The organism is Mycolicibacterium chitae (genome assembly GCF_900637205.1).
Classification (GTDB): Bacteria; Actinomycetota; Actinomycetes; order Mycobacteriales; family Mycobacteriaceae; genus Mycobacterium; species Mycobacterium chitae.
Genome location: NZ_LR134355.1, coordinates 856608 through 874153 on the forward strand (window position 1 = coordinate 856608; position 17546 = coordinate 874153).

Annotated in this window: 13 protein-coding genes and 1 pseudogene; 9 read left to right on the top strand and 5 right to left on the bottom strand. The window is 68.5% G+C overall.

Annotation, left to right across the window (positions count from 1 at the left end; translation table 11 throughout):
* Positions 1–57 precede the first annotated feature (57 nt).
* On the top strand, positions 58–2403 hold the full coding sequence (gene pcrA, locus EL338_RS04125) for a DNA helicase PcrA (RefSeq protein ID WP_126332568.1): 2346 nt from the start codon (positions 58–60) through the stop codon (positions 2401–2403).
* A gap of 1 nt (position 2404) precedes the next feature.
* On the opposite strand, the gene EL338_RS04130 is transcribed toward pcrA, so the two are convergent.
* Positions 2405–2989 carry a hypothetical protein gene (locus EL338_RS04130; RefSeq protein ID WP_126332569.1) on the bottom strand — a complete coding sequence of 195 codons (585 nt, stop codon included), beginning with the start codon at positions 2987–2989 and terminating at the stop codon, positions 2405–2407.
* 4 nt (positions 2990–2993) lie between these two features.
* Entirely contained in the window at positions 2994–3908 is a 915-nt protein-coding gene (locus tag EL338_RS04135; protein ID WP_235666369.1) for a M23 family metallopeptidase, read from the bottom strand.
* 351 nt (positions 3909–4259) lie between these two features.
* On the opposite strand from EL338_RS04135, the gene sucC reads away from it, so the two are divergent.
* Both sucC and sucD read left to right on the top strand, forming a co-directional pair.
* Positions 4260–5423, top strand: a complete 1164-nt coding sequence (sucC, locus tag EL338_RS04140) for an ADP-forming succinate--CoA ligase subunit beta (RefSeq protein ID WP_126332571.1) — start codon at positions 4260–4262, stop codon at positions 5421–5423.
* Positions 5424–5435: 12 nt separating this feature from the next.
* The gene (gene sucD, locus EL338_RS04145) at positions 5436–6338 is read left to right on the top strand and encodes a succinate--CoA ligase subunit alpha (RefSeq protein WP_126332572.1); all 903 of its coding nucleotides are present in this window, start codon (positions 5436–5438) and stop codon (positions 6336–6338) included.
* Between the two features lie 5 nt (positions 6339–6343).
* On the opposite strand, the gene EL338_RS04150 is transcribed toward sucD, so the two are convergent.
* Both EL338_RS04150 and EL338_RS04155 read right to left on the bottom strand, forming a co-directional pair.
* A complete protein-coding gene (locus EL338_RS04150; RefSeq protein WP_126332573.1) occupies positions 6344–8266 on the bottom strand; it encodes a S9 family peptidase in 1923 nt (640 codons plus the stop codon).
* 18 nt (positions 8267–8284) lie between these two features.
* Positions 8285–8899, bottom strand: coding sequence for a TetR/AcrR family transcriptional regulator (locus EL338_RS04155; RefSeq protein ID WP_170217425.1), 615 nt, complete (start codon positions 8897–8899; stop codon positions 8285–8287).
* 226 nt (positions 8900–9125) lie between these two features.
* Here EL338_RS04155 and EL338_RS04160 point away from each other — a divergent pair, with 226 nt between their 5' ends.
* Complete coding sequence (locus EL338_RS04160) at positions 9126–10655, top strand: acetyl-CoA acetyltransferase (RefSeq protein ID WP_126332574.1); 1530 nt, start codon at positions 9126–9128, stop codon at positions 10653–10655.
* Here the strand turns inward: EL338_RS04160 and EL338_RS04165 are convergent.
* Positions 10652–11503, bottom strand: coding sequence for an LLM class F420-dependent oxidoreductase (locus EL338_RS04165; RefSeq protein WP_126332575.1), 852 nt, complete (start codon positions 11501–11503; stop codon positions 10652–10654). The two genes, EL338_RS04160 and EL338_RS04165, sit on opposite strands and share 4 nt — an antisense overlap.
* Before the next feature lie 112 nt (positions 11504–11615).
* On the opposite strand from EL338_RS04165, the pseudogene sfnG reads away from it, so the two are divergent.
* The 5 genes and pseudogenes from sfnG (at position 11616) to purH (ending at position 17497) form a co-directional block, all read left to right on the top strand.
* Positions 11616–12747 (top strand): annotated as a pseudogene (gene sfnG, locus EL338_RS04170) (dimethylsulfone monooxygenase SfnG).
* A gap of 162 nt (positions 12748–12909) precedes the next feature.
* Entirely contained in the window at positions 12910–13749 is an 840-nt protein-coding gene (locus EL338_RS04175) for a DUF5336 domain-containing protein (RefSeq protein ID WP_126332576.1), read from the top strand.
* A gap of 52 nt (positions 13750–13801) precedes the next feature.
* Complete coding sequence (locus tag EL338_RS04180; RefSeq protein WP_220096883.1) at positions 13802–15295, top strand: cell division protein PerM; 1494 nt, start codon at positions 13802–13804, stop codon at positions 15293–15295.
* Positions 15252–15935 (top strand): phosphoribosylglycinamide formyltransferase, encoded by a 684-nt coding sequence (gene purN / locus EL338_RS04185; protein ID WP_179967161.1) that lies wholly within the window; start codon positions 15252–15254, stop codon positions 15933–15935. The genes EL338_RS04180 and purN overlap by 44 nt, the downstream gene beginning before the upstream one ends.
* Positions 15932–17497 carry a bifunctional phosphoribosylaminoimidazolecarboxamide formyltransferase/IMP cyclohydrolase gene (gene purH / locus EL338_RS04190; RefSeq protein ID WP_126332578.1) on the top strand — a complete coding sequence of 522 codons (1566 nt, stop codon included), beginning with the start codon at positions 15932–15934 and terminating at the stop codon, positions 17495–17497. The genes purN and purH overlap by 4 nt, the downstream gene beginning before the upstream one ends.
* Positions 17498–17546: the final 49 nt, after the last annotated feature.

The window sequence follows — 17546 nt, forward strand, 5'->3', positions numbered from 1 at the left end:
ACCGATGGTCGTGCCAGCGCAAAGGTGTCGGGCCGGAGCGGTAGGTTTACAGACGATATGACTTCGTTTTCACCGTCGACCGCCAGCGAGACCGACCAACTTCTGGAGGGCCTCAACCCGCAGCAGCGCCAGGCCGTCCTGCACGAGGGCACCCCGCTGTTGATCGTGGCCGGCGCCGGCTCGGGAAAGACGGCCGTGCTGACGCGGCGGATCGCCTACCTGCTGGCCGCGCGGGACGCCGGCGTCGGGCAGATCCTGGCCATCACCTTCACCAACAAGGCCGCCGCGGAGATGCGCGAGCGGGTGGTCGACCTCGTCGGCCCGCGCGCCCGCTCGATGTGGGTGTCGACGTTCCACTCCACGTGCGTGCGCATCCTGCGCAACCAGGCCTCGCTGCTGCCCGGGCTCAACTCGAATTTCTCCATCTACGACGCCGACGACTCGCGCCGGCTGCTCATGATGATCGCCAAGGACATGGGCCTGGACGTCAAGCGGTACTCGCCGCGGCTGCTGGCCAACTCCATCTCGAACCTGAAGAACGAGCTGATCGACCCCGAGCAGGCCGTCGCCGAGCTCAGCGATGTCTCCGACGATCTGCACCGGACGGTCGCCTCGGTCTACGGCGAGTACCAGCGCCGGCTGCGGGCCGCCAACGCGTTGGACTTCGACGACCTGATCGGGGAGACGGTCGGCATCCTGCAGGCCTTCCCGCAGATCGCGCAGTACTACCGCCGCCGGTTCCGGCACATCCTGGTCGACGAGTACCAGGACACCAACCACGCCCAGTACGTGCTGGTGCGCGAGCTGGTCGGGACCGAGGCGACCCAGGACGGGATCGCCCCGGGTGAGCTGTGCGTCGTCGGCGACGCCGACCAGTCGATCTACGCGTTCCGCGGCGCGACGATCCGCAACATCGAGGACTTCGAGCGCGACTTCCCGAACGCCACGACCATCCTGCTGGAGCAGAACTACCGGTCGACCCAGAACATCCTCAACGCGGCCAACTCGGTCATCGCCCGCAACGCCGGGCGCCGCGACAAGCGGCTGTGGACCGACGCCGGCGAGGGCGAGCTGATCGTCGGCTACGTCGCCGACAACGAGCACGACGAGGCGCGGTTCGTTGCCGAAGAGATCGACTCGCTGCGGGACCGCGGCGAGATCAGCTATAACGACGTCGCGGTGTTCTACCGCACCAACAACTCCTCGCGCGCCCTCGAAGAGGTCTTCATCAGGGCCGGAATTCCGTACAAAGTCGTTGGGGGCGTGCGCTTTTACGAGCGCAAGGAGATCCGCGACATCGTGGCCTACCTACGGGTGCTGGACAACCCGGGTGACTCGGTGAGCATGCGCCGGATCCTCAACACGCCGCGGCGCGGTATCGGCGACCGGGCCGAGGCCTGCGTCGCGGTCTACGCCGAGAACACCGGCGCGAACTTCAACGACGCCCTGCAGGCCGCCGCCGAGGGCAAGGTGCCGATGCTCAACACCCGCTCCGAGAAGGCGATCGCCGCGTTCGTGGAGTTGCTCGACGGGTTGCGCGGCAAGCTCGACGACGAACTCGGGGACCTGGTGGAGGCGGTGCTCGACCGCAGCGGCTACCGCCAATCGCTGGAGTCGTCGTCGGACCCGCAGGACCTCGCCCGGCTGGACAACCTCAACGAACTCGTCAGCGTCGCACACGAATTCAGCATCGACCGGGCCAACGCCGCCGCGCTGGCCGAGTCCGAGGGTGATGACGCCCCGGTCGACGAGGACGTCCCCGAGACGGGCGTGCTCGCCGAGTTCCTGGAACGGGTGTCGTTGGTGGCCGACACCGACGAGATCCCCGAAGAGGGCGCGGGCGTGGTCACCATGATGACGCTGCACACCGCCAAGGGGCTCGAGTTCCCGGTGGTGTTCGTGATCGGTTGGGAGGACGGCATGTTCCCGCACATGCGGGCGCTCGGCGATCCGACCGAACTGTCCGAGGAACGACGGCTGGCCTACGTCGGGATCACCCGGGCGCGGCAGCGGCTGCACCTCAGCCGCGCCAAGGTGCGCTCGTCGTGGGGACAGCCGATGCTCAACCCGGAATCCCGCTTCCTGCGCGAGATTCCGCAGGAACTGATCGATTGGCGCCGCACCGAGCAGGCCGCGGCGTTCAGCGCACCGGGCCGCCTCTCGGGTGGCGGCACGTCCTTCGGTGGTGGGTCGTCGCGTCCGGCGCCGAGCCGGCCGGCGGCCGCGCGCAACCGCCCGCTGATCGTGCTGGCGCCGGGGGACCGGGTGACCCACGACAAGTACGGGCTCGGTCGCGTCGAGGAGGTCACCGGGGCCGGGGAGTCGGCGATGTCGCTGATCGACTTCGGCAGCGCCGGGCGGGTCAAGCTGATGCACAACCACGCCCCGATCAGCAAGCTGTAGCTCAGTCGGACTCGGCCCACCGTCGGGTGGCCGGCAGCAGGGCCAGCAGCGCGCTGGCGGCCGGTAGCACCGGGGCGACGTGGACCACCCAGGGGATCTGCGCGCCCGCGATGAACACGCCGCCGAAACCGAGCAGCGCGACCAGGGCGCCGATCGCGATCAGGTAGCGGCCCGGCCCGCGCCGCAACAGCAACAGCACAATGCCCGTCGCGGTTGCCGCGGCGAACACTAAGGCCAGGAAAGCGACTGCGGCACAGAACAATCGGTCGGTGCTCCACCACCCGGTGATGAGGCTGGTCGCCAGCACCAGGGTCGCCCACGCGCTGATCATCGCGACCACGCAGGCCGCCACCGCGGTGCCCGGACCCGCAGGCTCGGGTTTTATGGGCCGCAGCAGACCGGTGGCGGACTCGTCGGCCTGCGGGACGACGGTGGTGGGTGGCGCCACGGGAATGGCTCCGGTCGGGACGCGGCGGATGATGCCGGTCCGGGCGGCGTCGGTGCCGGTGGGCGCGCGACGAATGATGCGGGTTTCCGCGCCCGAGGGCGGTTCGTCAGGGGAGGGGGGTTTCGGGGGTTCCGTCAACGGCTCAGCCGGCGTAGCCGCCGACGCTGATGCCGCGCTGCGCGAGCCACGGCACCGGGTCGATGCGGTCGGTGCCGTTGGGCATGACCTCGAAGTGGCAGTGCGGGCCGGTGGAGAAGCCGCGGTTGCCGATGGTGGCGATCTGGTCGCCGGCCATCACGGCCTGCCCGGCGCTGACCGTCCAGGTGTTCACGTGGCCGTAGAGGGTCACGGTGCCGTCGCGGTGGCGAAGCTTGACCACCGCGCCGTACCCAGCGGTGGGGCCGGCCTCGATGACGACGCCGTCGGCCACCGCATAGATGGGGGTGCCGATGGGGCCGGCGATGTCGACGCCGGCGTGCAGCGCGCCCCAGCGGTAGCCGAAGCCGGAGGTGAAGATGCCGTTGGTGGGCTTGACGAACAGCGGGGCGGACAGTCGGGCTTCCCGCTCGGCACGCTCCTGCGCGTAGGCGGCGCCCTTGGCGAGTTCCTCGGAGTGCACGCTGCTGCTCGCGACGGGGGTGACGCTGACGACCTGCACGCCGCGCGGGGCATCGGGGGCGGCGGTACCCGGCACGGTGGTGTCGGAGGCCAGCACGGCCTTGGCCGAGGCCTCGTCGGACGGGTTGATGGCGGTGTGGGCCGCGGCGGCCGCGGCTCCGGCCGCCATCGCGGCGATCATGACGCGGCCCTTCAGGGCGCTGGCCGCAGGCTTGCGGTGCTGGCCGCCACTCACGCGCGGGATGACGTCAGTGGCGTCGGGGTCATGGATGACGTTGATGTCCATCCGGCGCATCAGCGTCAGCGGCATCTCGTCGGTGTCGGCGACGTCGTCGAGTTCCGGGGCGCGCAGGATTTCGGCCTCCGAGCCGAAGGCGCCGCCGTGGAAGTCGAGGTCATCGAGTCGACCGAACTCGTTGAACGGCACGATGTCGGTCACTTCGTTGGAGTGGAAATCAAGATCGTTCGGGCGGGCCTTCGTCGACGTTTGCGCATGTGAGCGCGGTGTCGAACGATGCGTTGCCAACCTGAAACGTCCCTTGCGTCGTGACCAAAGCGTTACCGAAGCCAGGAGAGACGTTAACCAAATTCCAATGAAGGTGGCAACCCAAAGGGGTATTCCGCGGCGGAATGTGACTTGTATCACGAGTATCCGCGCGGTGACATCTACCACAACACTGGTGGGTGGTGCGAGTCGATCGCAACCGTGTCGATAAAGTTCCCCGAGGCTTCAAGCCTCAAACCGTCATCGCCGTCAAGCCGGCAGAGACTGTGCCCTAGTTAGGAAGATATGGATCTTTTCGAGTACCAGGCGAAGGAACTATTCGCCAAGCACAACGTTCCGACGACGCCGGGTCGAGTCACCGATTCTGCCGCCGACGCGAAGGCCATTGCCGAGGAGATCGGCAAGCCCGTGATGGTCAAGGCGCAGGTCAAGGTCGGCGGCCGCGGCAAGGCCGGTGGCGTGAAGTACGCCGCCACCGCCGATGACGCCTTCACCCATGCCGGCAACATCCTCGGCCTGGACATCAAGGGACACGTCGTCAAGAAGCTGTTGGTGGCCGAGGCCAGCGACATCGCAGAGGAGTACTACATCTCCTTCCTGCTCGACCGTGCGAACCGCACCTACCTGGCGATGTGCTCGGTCGAGGGCGGCATGGAGATCGAAGAGGTCGCCGCCACCAAGCCGGATCGGCTGGCCAAGGTGTCCGTGGACGCGGTCAAGGGTGTCGACCTGGCCACCGCGCGCTCGATCGCCGAGCAGGGCCACCTGCCCGCCGAGGTGCTCGACGCCGCCGCGGTGACCATCCAGAAGTTGTGGGAGGTCTTCGTCGCCGAGGACGCCACCCTGGTCGAGGTCAACCCGCTGGTGCGCACGCCGGACGATCAGATCCTGGCGCTCGACGGCAAGGTCACCCTCGACGAGAACGCCGACTTCCGCCAGCCCGGCCACGCCGAGTTCGAGGACAAGGACGCCGCGGACCCGCTGGAGCAGAAGGCCAAGGAGAACGACCTCAACTACGTCAAGCTCGACGGACAGGTCGGCATCATCGGAAACGGTGCGGGCCTGGTCATGTCGACGCTGGACGTCGTCGCCTACGCCGGGGAGAACCACGGCGGGGTCAAGCCGGCCAACTTCCTGGACATCGGCGGTGGCGCCTCGGCCGAGGTGATGGCCGCTGGTCTGGACGTCATCCTGAACGACTCCCAGGTCAAGAGCGTGTTCGTCAACGTCTTCGGCGGCATCACCGCCTGTGACGCGGTGGCCAACGGCATCGTCAAGGCGCTGCAGATTCTGGGCGACGAGGCCAACAAGCCGCTGGTCGTCCGCCTGGACGGCAACAACGTCGACGAGGGCCGTCGCATCCTGTCCGAGGCCAACCACCCGCTGGTGATCCAGGCCGACACGATGGACTCGGGTGCTGACAAAGCCGCCGAGCTGGCGAGCAAGTAAGGGAGTTTGCAGATGTCTATCTTTTTGAACAAGGACTCCAAGGTCATCGTCCAGGGCATCACCGGCGGCGAGGGCACCAAGCACACCGCGCTGATGCTCAAGGCCGGCACCCAGGTGGTCGGCGGCGTCAACGCCCGCAAGGCCGGAACCACCGTGTCCCACAAGGACAAAGACGGTAATGACGTCGAGCTGCCGGTCTTCGGTTCGGTGGCCGAGGCCATGAAGGAGACCGGCGCCGACGTGTCGATCGCCTTCGTCCCGCCGGCCTTCTCCAAGGACGCCATCATCGAGGCCATCGACGCCGAGATCCCGCTGCTGGTGGTCATCACCGAGGGAATCCCGGTGCAGGACACCGCGTATGCGTGGGCCTACAACGTCGAGAAGGGTGAGAAGACCCGGATCATCGGCCCGAACTGCCCCGGCATCATCACCCCCGGTGAGTCGCTGGTCGGCATCACGCCGAACAACATCACCGGCAAGGGCCCGATCGGTCTGGTGTCGAAGTCCGGCACGCTGACCTACCAGATGATGTACGAGCTGCGCGATCTCGGCTTCTCCACCGCCATCGGCATCGGCGGCGACCCGGTCATCGGCACCACCCACATCGACGCCATCGCGGCGTTCGAGAAGGACCCGGAGACCAAGGTCATCGTGATGATCGGCGAGATCGGCGGCGACGCCGAGGAGCGGGCCGCCGACTACATCAAGGCCAACGTCACCAAGCCGGTCGTCGGCTACGTCGCGGGCTTCACCGCCCCGGAGGGCAAGACCATGGGCCACGCCGGCGCCATCGTCTCCGGCTCGTCGGGCACCGCCGCGGCCAAGCAGGAGGCCCTCGAGGCCGCCGGCGTGAAGGTCGGCAAGACCCCGTCGGCCACCGCCAAGCTGGCCCGGGAGATCCTGGAAAGCCTGTAGGGGCACTACCCCTTCATCTTGCGCGAGCGTGCGTGTTCTCCGGAACGCGCACGCTCGCCGAGGTTTTGGGCCAGGAATCGCTCGACCGCGCGGTACAGCTCGATCTGGTTGTCGGAGTTGAGGAATCCATGTCCCTCGTCCTCCTTGACCAGGTACTCGACCTCCACGCCGCGGGCGCGCAGCGCCGCGACCATGTTGTCGGACTCGGCCTGCACCACCCGAGAATCATTGGCGCCCTGCACAACCAGCAGCGGTGTGCGGATCTTCTCGACATAGGTGATCGGTGAACGGGCCAGCATGTCCGCCTCCTGCTGCGGATCCGACGGGTCCCCGACGTACCGGTACCAGTTGTTGGTCAGGAACGGTCGGGCCACGTTCGGCAGGGTCCGCATGAAGTTCGCCAGGTTCGAGATGCCGACGTAGTCGATGGCCGCGGCGAAGACGTCCGGGGTGAACGTCACCCCCACCAGGGCCGTGTAGCCCCCGTAGGACCCGCCGAAGATCGCCACCCGGTCGCGGTCGGCATAACCTTGGTCGACGGCCCACTGGACGGCGTCGATCAGGTCATCGTGCATCTTGCCGGCGAACTCGCCGATCGCCGCCTGGGTGAAGGATTTTCCGTAGCCGGTGGAACCGCGAAAGTTCACCTGTAGCACCGCGTATCCGCGGTTGGCCAGCAGTTGCACCTCCGGCTGGAAAGTCCACGCGTCGCGGGCCCATGGGCCGCCGTGGACCAGCAGGACCATGGGGAGGTCGGTGGGTTCGATGCCGATCGGCAGCGTCAGATACCCGTGCAGTTCGAGTCCGTCGCGCGCGGCGAAGCGCACCGGCGTCATCGGTGCCAGCGTGTCGGGGTCCAGTCGCGGATAGGGACGGAACAGCAGCCTGCTCGCTCCGGTCGTGTGGTTGTAGAAGTAGGTGACGGCGGGGTCGCGATCTCCGGTGAAGCTCACCACCCAGCGCTGTCCGCTGTCGTCGGACGTGATCTGCGCCAGGTCGCCGTCCGAGAGTTTGGACAGATTCTTCAGCACCGCAGCGAAATTCGGGTCCAGCGCGTGGATCACCTGCCGTTGCCCGTAATAGCGCACGCCGAGCAGATCCCCGGTGCGGGCATCGAGGATCAGCGGTGACGGCAGACCCAACTGGACGGACAACTCGAGCGTGGGATGGCTGTCGACCTCGGTCTCCGCGCCGGTGTCGACGTCGACGCGGACCAGTCGGATGCGGTCGCGGCCCTTGTTGGAGCCGACCCAGATGCCGGTGCCGTCCGGGGTGATCTGGGTGGGGGAGACGCCCACCGGATAGTCGACGCCGGAGTAGCGGGTGATGGCGCGCAGTGTCCCGGAAGTCTTGTCCCAGCGGGACAGTTCCATATCGCCGTCGGCGGTCATGGCCGAGTTGAACAGTTCGCCGTCGCGGCTGCACAGCCACTCGACGATGTTGCCGGGATTCTCCGCGAGCAGCGTGAGATCGCCGGTGGCGATGTCCAATTCGTAAGGATCGAACAGTTCGGGATTGCGCTTGTTGAGTTGGACGATGGCCTTGCCCGGCCGCCCCTTGGGTAGCGTGAGCATGGCCCGCACCCCGGGGAACGGGGTGAGGTCGACGGCCGCGGCGCCCGGGGCGTCGAGGTCGACGCGGTAGACGTGCCAGTTCTCGTCGCCGCCGCCGTCTTGCAGGTACAGCAGCCACCGCGGATCGTCGGTCCAGTAATAGATGTACACGCTGCGTGCCGCGTCGGCGGTGACACAGCGGGCGTCGTCCGCCAAATCGCCTGTTGCACTGATGCTTTGCACCCAGATGTTCAGGCGGTCGTTGCGCCACGGCGCCAGGTAGGCGATGCGGTGGCCGTCCGGCGCTATCGTCGCGAGGAGCCGCTCGGGTGGGCTGAAGAAGTCCTCCACCGAGATCAGTTCGGGCATTGTCATGTGAGTCCTTTCGGGTGATCAGGTGGAGACGGGTCCGCCGAGTCGGCCGTTGGTGGCTTCCCGGATGGCGCGGTCGATGAGCGCGAGTGCCTCCTGCGCGGTGACCATCTCCTTCTCGACGATCACCGCTCGGCTGACGTCCTCGTCGACCACGCGGAATGCCGCGGTGACGGCTGCCGCGCAGAGTCGAACGGTCAGGTCGGACTCGTCGAGGTTCAGGCGCTCGGCGATGACCGGGAGGAAACCGCGCTCCATCTGGTCGTGCACCATCAGGTACGCCGTTCGCAGGGCCGGTTCGGCCGCCGACATGGTGGCGATGCGCATGGCGCTGATCTCGTCGGCGACCTCCTGCGGCGTCAACGGATACGCGACGCTGTCGGCGGCGAGGTGATCGGCCAGCGACAACTCCGCCGGCCAGCGTTGCAGCATCCCGATGAAGCGATCGACCGTGCGCGTCAGCACGGGTTCCACGCAGCTTTCCTTGGTGCGGAAGTAGCGCCAGATGGTGCGGGTGGAAAGTCCCGCGGCCGCGGCGATGTCGTCGCCGCTGGTGCCCGCGACCCCACGCTCCCAGAACAACTCGCAGGCCAGACGGGACACGGCCAGCCGGGCCTCGGCGCGCTTGTCGGTCATGGACACCTCCTTCCTGTCACTTAGTGACACCGCCACTGTGTCACTAAGTGACAGGGCTTGTCAACGCCGGTGGGTGGGGCGGCGGTTTCCGTCGGTGCGCGGATATCGGTTAGCCTGACGAATTAGTTGGTGGATGTAATCCGCCAACGTGCGCAAACCCCGTCAGATTGCGGCGTGTCGGGCCGGGGACGCGCCCGCTCGCGTTGAGAAAAGTGGAGGTTTGCTCATGGTCGATCCGCGGACACCGGTGGTGGTCGGAGTCGGGCAGTTCACCGAACGCATCGACGACCCGGACTACCGCGGCATGTCCTCGGTCGCCCTGGCCACCGAGGCGGTGCGCGCCGCGCTGGCCGACACCGGCGTCGCCCCCGCGGCCGTGGCGGAAGCCATCGAGGTGTTCGCCGGGCTGCGGCAGTTCGAGATCTGCACGCCGATGCCGCCGCCGCTGGGCGCCTCCGACAACTACGTCCGCTCGGTGGCCCGGCGGGTGGGGGCGAACCCGGCGCGCGCGGTCCTGGAGCCCATCGGCGGCAACGGCCCGCAGAAGCTGATGACGGAGTTCGCCGGTGAGATCGCCGCCGGAGCCATCGAGGTCGCGCTGATCCTCGGCTCCGAAAACGGCTCCACCCTCAAGACTTTCGCCAACCGGCCGGACGCCGACAAGCCCGACTTCACCGAGCGCGTCGGCGGTCAACTCGACGACCGCGGCTATGGCTACGAGCAGTACATGAGCGAGTACACCGTCAAGCACGGACTCACCGGAGCTCCGGTGCAGTACGGGCTGCTGGACAACGCCCGCCGTGCCAAGCTGGGCCTGAGCGTCGATGAGTATCGCCGGCAGATGGCCGAGCTGTTCGCCCCGTTCGTCAAAGTCGCCGCGAAGAACCCCTTCTCGGCCTCGCCGGTGGAGCGCTCGGTCGACGAACTGGTCACCGTTACCGCCGAGAACCGGATGATCTGCGACCCGTACCCGCGGCTGATGGTGGCCCGCGATCAGGTGAACCAGGGGGCGGCCGCGGTGGTGATGTCGGTGGCGGCCGCGCGGCGCCTCGGTGTGCCCGAGGAGAACTGGGTGTATCTGCGCGGGCATGCCGATCTGGTGGAGCAGGACCTGTTGCTGCGTGCCGACCTGGGCGCCAGCGTGTCCGCCGAACTGGCTGTGACAGAGGCGCTTCGGGTCGCCGGCATCGGGCTGGACGACGTCGCAACCTTCGATCTGTACAGCTGCTTCCCGTTCCCGGTGTTCACCGTGTGCGACACCATGGGGCTCGCCGCCGACGATCCGCGCGGGCTCACTCTGACCGGCGGGCTGCCCTTCTTCGGCGGACCCGGCAACGCCTACTCGCTACACGGGATCGCCGAGACGGTCTGCGAAATGCGGGAACGGCCGGGGACATTCGGTCTCGTCGGCGCCAACGGCGGGGTGATGACGAAGTACTCGGTGGGCATCTACTCCACCGATCCCGCCGACTGGGCCGTCGACCGGAGCAAGGAACTGCAGGCGCAGATCGCGGCGCTGCCCGAGGTGGCCGTCACCCGCGACGTCGACACCACCGGCGTCATCGAAACCTATTCGGTGCGCTACGACTGGCCAGAGACCACCGGGATCATCATCGGGCGCCTCGACGACGGCAGCCGCTTCATGGCGACCAGTACCGACGCCGATCTGGTGGCGCTGCTGAGCGGCGGAGAGCCACTGGGGCAACGGATCTCGATGACCGCCGTCGACGGGATCAATCAGGCGCGACTGGCCTAGAGGTCGAGCGCGTCGAGCTTGCCGGCCAGCCGCTCGACGTAGGCGGCCACCTCGTCCTCGGGCTTGTCCGGCAGGCCGAACAGCACCTCGGTGACGCCGAGTTGCTTCCAGTGCGCCAGCTTCTCGGGGTCCGGCTTGAAGTCCAGTGCCACGATCTGCGGTGCGCCGTCGCGGCCGGCCGCGGCCCAGGTGTCCTGCAGCAGCTTCACCGGCTCGTCGATGTTGAAGTCCCGCGGGGTGGTGATCCAGCCGTCGGCGGAACGGGCGATCCACTTGAAGTTCTTCTCGGTGCCGGCCGCGCCCACCAGCACCGGGACGTGCGCCTGGATCGGCTTGGGCCAAGACCAGGACGGCCCGAAGTTGACGAACTCGCCCTCGTAGGCCGCCTCCTCCTTGGTCCAGAGTTCGCGCATGGCCTCGAGGTACTCGCGCAGCATGGTGCGCCGACGGGCGGGCGGGACATTGTGGTCGGCCAGTTCGTCGGTGTTCCAACCGAAGCCGACGCCGACCGAAACCCGGCCGCCGGAGAGATGGTCCAGGGTGGCGATGGTCTTGGCCAGGGAGATGGGGTCGTGCTCGACCGGCAGGGCCACCGCGGTGGACAGCCGCACCCGGCTGGTCACGGCGCTCGCGGTGGCCAGCGCGACCCACGGGTCCAGGGTGCGCATGTAGCGGTCGTCGGGCAGGGTCTCGTCGCCGGTGGTGGGATGCGCGGCCTGGCGCTTGACCGGGATGTGGGTGTGCTCCGGCACGTAGAAGGTGGTGAAGCCGTGGTCGTCGGCGAGTTTGGCCGCCGCGGCCGGGGTGATTCCACGATCGCTGGTGAACAACACGAGCCCAAAGTCCATGGCCAGAATTAGAACGTGTTCTAGTCAGGATGGCAAGGCCGCGGCGTCCGTCTTGGACGCTTCACGATTTAAATGGGTGACCGGGCAGACCCCACCGGGTCTGATGCAAGCCATGAGTACTGAACGTATCGCCGAGCATGTGAAGTTCGCCTACTGGGTGCCCAACGTCAGTGGCGGATTGGTGACCAGTGACATCGAGCAGCGCACCCACTGGGGCTATGAGTACAACGCCAAGTTGGCCCGGACCGCGGAGAACAACGGGTTCGAGTACGCCTTGAGTCAGGTGCGCTACGAGGCCAGCTACGGCGCGGAATACCAGCACGAATCGACCAGCTTCAGCCTGGCGTTGCTGCTGGCCACCGAGCGGTTGAAGGTGATCGCCGCGGTGCATCCGGGCCTGTGGCAGCCCGGCGTGCTGGCCAAGCTCGGCGCCACCGCCGACCAGCTCTCCGGCGGCCGGTTCGCCGTCAACGTGGTCACGGGCTGGTTCAAGGACGAGTTCACCCACCTGGGGGAGCCGTGGCTCGAACACGACGAGCGCTACCGGCGCAGCGCGGAGTTCCTGCAGGTGTTGCGCAAGATCTGGACCGAGGACGACGTCGACTTCCGCGGCGACTTCTACCGGATCCACGACTTCACCCTCAAGCCCAAGCCGCTCAACACCCCGGAGCGGGCCCAACCCGGAGATCTTCCAGGGCGGCAATTCCACGGCGGCCCGCCGCAACGGCGGGTACTACGCCGACTGGTACTTCTCCAACGGCAAGGACTACGACGGGCTCACCGAGCAGGTCGTCGAGGTCCGCGATCACGCCCGCGATGCGAACCGCGAGGTCAAGTTCGGTCTCAACGGGTTCATCATCGCCCGCGACACCGAGAAGGAAGCCAAGGAGGTGCTGCGGGAGATCATCGCCAAGGCCAACCGGCCCGCCGTGGAGGGCTTCCACAGCGCGGTCCAGCAGGCCGGTAACTCCACCGGCGACAAGAAGGGGATGTGGGCCGATTCCAGTTTCGAGGACCTGGTCCAGTACAACGACGGGTTCCGCACCGGGCTGATCGGTACCCCCGAGCAGATCGCCGAGCGCATCGCGGCCTACCGCAAGCGCGGCGTCGACCTGATCCTGGGCGGATTTCTGCACTTCCAGGAGGAAATCGAATACTTCGGCGCCCGCGTCCTGCCCCTGGTCCGCGAAATCGAAGCCAGCGAGCGGGATTCGGCGGACAGCCCGGTGTTGATCCCGGCCTGAGGTCGCGGACACGACGGATTGGCGAGTGGCACAGCACCGAAGGTGCGCTAGCGTGGGTGAGCGAATCGTGGTCAGCGCGTCGACGCAATACTGTTCGGCGGCCGCCGATCGCGACCCACGAAAGCGTCGCGGGGAGCGGCGCTCACCGACACAGGAGAGGTCATGACCTACTCACCAGGCTCACCCGGTAGCTCCGGCTACCCCTCCGCACAGCCACCCGGCTCGTACGGCGCCCCGGCCGCCTACACCCCGGCCACCGAGTCCGGACCGAGCAAGCTGCCGCTGTACCTGTCGGTCGCGGTTGCCGTCCTCGGTCTGATCGCCTATCTGCTGACCTTCGGCCCGATGTTCACCCTGAGCGCGGAGGTTGGCCCCTTCGTCAGCGAGGTGACCGCCGGCGGCAGCGGCCTGCCCATCCTCGCGGCGCTGGCCGCGGCGCTGCTGGCCGGTGTCAGCCTGCTGCCGAAGGCCAACAACTTCCACGCCGTGGTTGCCGTGCTGGCCACCCTCGGCGCCCTGCTCGCGCTGTCCGACCTGCTCGGCAAGCCGGACGGCTTCTCGGTCGGCTGGGCGTTCTGGGTGTTCCTGGCCGCCACCATCCTGCAGGCCGTCGCGGCCGTCGTCGCGCTGCTGTTCGACTCGGGTGTCATCACCCCGCCGGCCCCGCGGCCCCGCTACGACCAGAACCAGTACGGGCAGTACGGCCCGCCCGGGGGCTACTACGGTCAGCCCAGCCAGCCGGTGCCCGGCCCCGGCCAGCGCCCCGGATACCCGTCGCAGTACGGCGGCTACCCGCAGCAGCCGCAGTCCGGCGGCTACGGCGCTCAGCAGCAGGGTGCCCAGCCGGGCGCCGCGCAGCAGGGTTCGCCGACCCCGCCGACCGGTTACCCCAGCTTCAGCCCGCCGCCGGCCGTCGGCGGCTCGAGCGGCGGGGTCTCCCCGAGCGCGCCGACCCAGCAGGCGCCCACCCAGCCGCCGTCCAACGGACCCTCGTCGTCGTAACCAGGAATGCCCGCACCTAGCCGAGCGCTGGGTGCGGGCATCGTGGACGTGAATGCACGACAACCCCACGGCGGGCGCACGCCAGGCGCGTGATCTGGTCCGGGTCGCCTTCGGCCCGGCCATCGTCGCGTTGGTGGTCATCGCGGCAGTAGTCCTGCTGCAGCTGCTGATCGCCAACAGCGATATGACCGGCACCTTCGGTGCCATCGCCAGTATGTGGCTCGGTGTGCACGGCGTGCCGATCTCGATCGGCGGCCGTGAACTCGGCGTGATGCCGCTGCTGCCGCTGCTGATCATGGTGTGGGGCACGGCGCGCACCACCGCCGCGGCCACCAATCCCGGCTCGAGCTGGTTCGTGATCCGTTGGGTCGTGGCCTCCGCTCTGGGTGGCCCGCTGCTGATCGCGGCCATCGCGCTGGCGGTCATCCACGACGCCGCCTCGGTCCTGACCGAACTACAGACCCCCAGTGCGCTGCACGCCTTCACCTCGGTGCTGGGGGTGCATGCCGTCGGCGCGCTGATCGGCGTCGGGTCCAAGGTCGGTCGCCGGGCGCTGACCGCCGCCCGGCTGCCCGACTGGCTGATCGGTGCGATCCGCCCGGCCGTGGCCGGCGTGCTGGCCCTCATCGGGCTGTCCGGGGCGGTCACCGCCGCCTCACTGGTCGTGCACTGGTCGACCATGCACGACCTGTACGCCATCACCGACTCGCTGTGGGGGCAGCTGAGCCTGACCCTGCTGTCGGTGCTCTACATCCCCAACGTCATCATCGGGACCTCGGCGATCGCCGTGGGGTCCAGCGCCCACATCGGCTTCGCGACCTTCAGTTCGTTCACCATTTTCGGCGGCGACATCCCGGCGCTGCCGGTGCTGGCCGCCGCCCCCGCACCCCCGCTCGGGCCGATCTGGGTGGCGCTGCTGATCGTGGGCGCGGCCGCCGGGGTCGCGCTGGGGCAGCAGTGCGCCCGACGACCCCTGCCGCTGCTGCCGGCGCTCGGCAAGCTCGCGGTCGCGTCGCTGCTGGCCGCGGTGACGATGGCGGTCCTGGGCCTGGTCGGCGGCGGTGAATTGGGCAACTTCGGCTCGGTCGGGGTGGACCAGACGACCTTTGGGCCCGGGGTGTTCCTGTGGTTCTTCTGCATCGGGGCGCTGACGGTCGCGATGGCCGGCGGCCTGACCCGGCGGCCCAAACCGGTTCCGACGACGGAGCCGCTCGCCGCGCTCGAGCGCCGCGCCGAGCCGGTCCCCGAGCCACCCGCCAAGCCCGACGAGGAGCCGTTCGAGGAGGCGCTGTTCACCGACGACGTCGAGACCAACGCGTTCGAACCGTTGGACCCCGAGGACGCCGTCGAGCAGGACATCATCGTCATGCCGGAGCGGCGCGCGGACCCGCGTTCGGTGGTCGACGACGGCGACGACGATCTGCCCGACGCCGAGGATCTGTGGGACGCCGACAATGACGTCGGCAACGACGTCGGCAACGACGTCGGCGATGACGTCGGCGATGACGCGCCCCACTCGAGTCAGGGCCGCGAGCCGTCCGACTAAGCTTTCGGCCGTGCAGCAATCGCCTCCAGTCCCGCCGCGTGCCCCGGCCCGGCTGGTCGTGCTGGCTTCCGGCACGGGGTCGCTGCTCGAGTCGCTACTGCAGGCCGCCGTCGATGACTACCCGGCCCGCGTCGTGGCCGTCGGGGTGGACCGCGACTGCCGGGCCACCCAGATCGCCGAGACCGCCGGCATCCCCACCTTCTCGCTGCGGTTGCGCGACTATCCCGACCGCGACGCCTGGGATCGGGCGCTGGCGGCCGAGGTCGCCCGCTACGAGCCCGACCTGGTGGTCTCGGCGGGCTTCATGAAGATCCTCGGGCGGCACTTCCTGCGGCGGTTCGAGGGCCGCGTGGTGAACACCCATCCCGCGCTGCTGCCGTCGTTCCCCGGTGCGCACGCCGTGGCCGATGCCCTGGCCTACGGGGTGCGCGTGACGGGAACGACGGTGCACCTCGTCGACGACGGTGTGGACACCGGGCCGATCCTGGCGCAGGAGATGGTGCAGGTGCTCGACGACGACGACGAACAGACCTTGCACGAACGCATCAAGGTGGTCGAGCGACGACTGCTGGTGGACGTGCTGGCCGCAATCGCGACCCGCGGTGTGACCTGGAGTGGACGAAAGGCAGTATTCGGATGACACGGAAACCGATCCGGCGCGCGCTGATCAGCGTCTACGACAAGACCGGGCTCGAGGATCTCGCCCGCGGTCTGCACGAGGCCGGGGTGGCCATCGTCTCCACCGGTTCGACCGCGAAAAAGATTGCCGAGCAGGGTATTCCGGTTACCCCGGTGGAGCAGGTCACCGGCTTCCCGGAGGTGCTCGACGGCCGGGTCAAGACGTTGCACCCCAAGGTGCACGCCGGGCTGCTGGCCGATCTGCGCAAGGCCGAACACGCCGCCGCGCTCGAGGAACTCGGCGTCGAACCCTTCGAACTGGTCGTGGTGAACCTGTACCCGTTCAGTGAGACCGTGGCCTCCGGCGCCGACGCGGACGAATGTGTCGAGCAGATCGACATCGGCGGTCCGTCGATGGTGCGGGCCGCGGCCAAGAACCATCCCAGCGTGGCCGTGGTGGTCGATCCGCTGGGCTACGACGGCGTCCTGGCGGCGGTGCGCTCCGGCGGATTCACGCTGGCCGAGCGGAAGCGGTTGGCGTCGTTGGCGTTCCGTCACACCGCCGAGTACGACGTGGCGGTGGCCTCGTGGATGGGGTCGACGCTGGCCCCCGAGGAGACCGAGACCGCGGCCGCGCTGCCGCAGTGGTACGCCGGCACCTGGCGCCGCTCGGCGGTGCTGCGCTACGGCGAGAACCCGCATCAGCAGGCCGCGCTGTACACCGACGACGGCGCGTGGCCCGGACTTGCCCAGGCCGAGCAGCTGCACGGTAAAGAGATGTCCTACAACAACTTCACCGATTCGGATGCGGCGTGGCGCGCGGCCTTCGACCACGAAGAGATCTGTGTGGCCATCATCAAGCACGCCAACCCGTGCGGCATCGCGATCTCCTCGGTGTCGGTGGCCGACGCGCACCGCAAGGCCCACGAATGCGACCCGCTCAGCGCCTTCGGCGGGGTGATCGCGACCAACACGACCGTCAGCGTCGAGATGGCCGAGACCGTCGCCGACATCTTCACCGAGGTGATCATCGCGCCCGCCTACGAGGACGGTGCGGTCGAGGTCCTGGCGCGCAAGAAGAACATCCGCATCCTGGTGGCCTCCGAGCCGCAACCCGGCGCCACCGAGTTCCGTCAGGTCAGCGGCGGACTGCTGGTGCAGACCCGCGACGAGTTCGGCGCCGACGGTGATGACCCGGCGAATTGGACGTTGGCCACCGGTGAGCCCGCCGACCCGGCGACCCTGGCCGACCTGAAGTTCGCCTGGCGCACGGGCCGCGCGGTGAAGTCCAACGCGATCGTCGTCGCCAAGGATGGGGCCACGGTCGGGGTCGGCATGGGGCAGGTCAACCGGGTCGACGCCGCGCGGCTGGCGGTCGAGCGGGCCGGTGACCGCACGCAGGGCGCCGTGGCCGCCTCCGACGCGTTCTTCCCGTTCCCGGACGGGCTGGAGACGTTGATCGAGGCCGGGGTGAAGGCCGTGGTCCACCCCGGCGGCTCGATGCGCGACGAGTTGGTCACCGAGGCCGCCGCCAAGGCCGGCATCACGCTGTACCTGACGGGGTCGCGGCACTTCGCGCACTAGGGGGCGCCGCCGGCTTATCGGGGGACCGGGTGACCAGCTTTGACGTTCG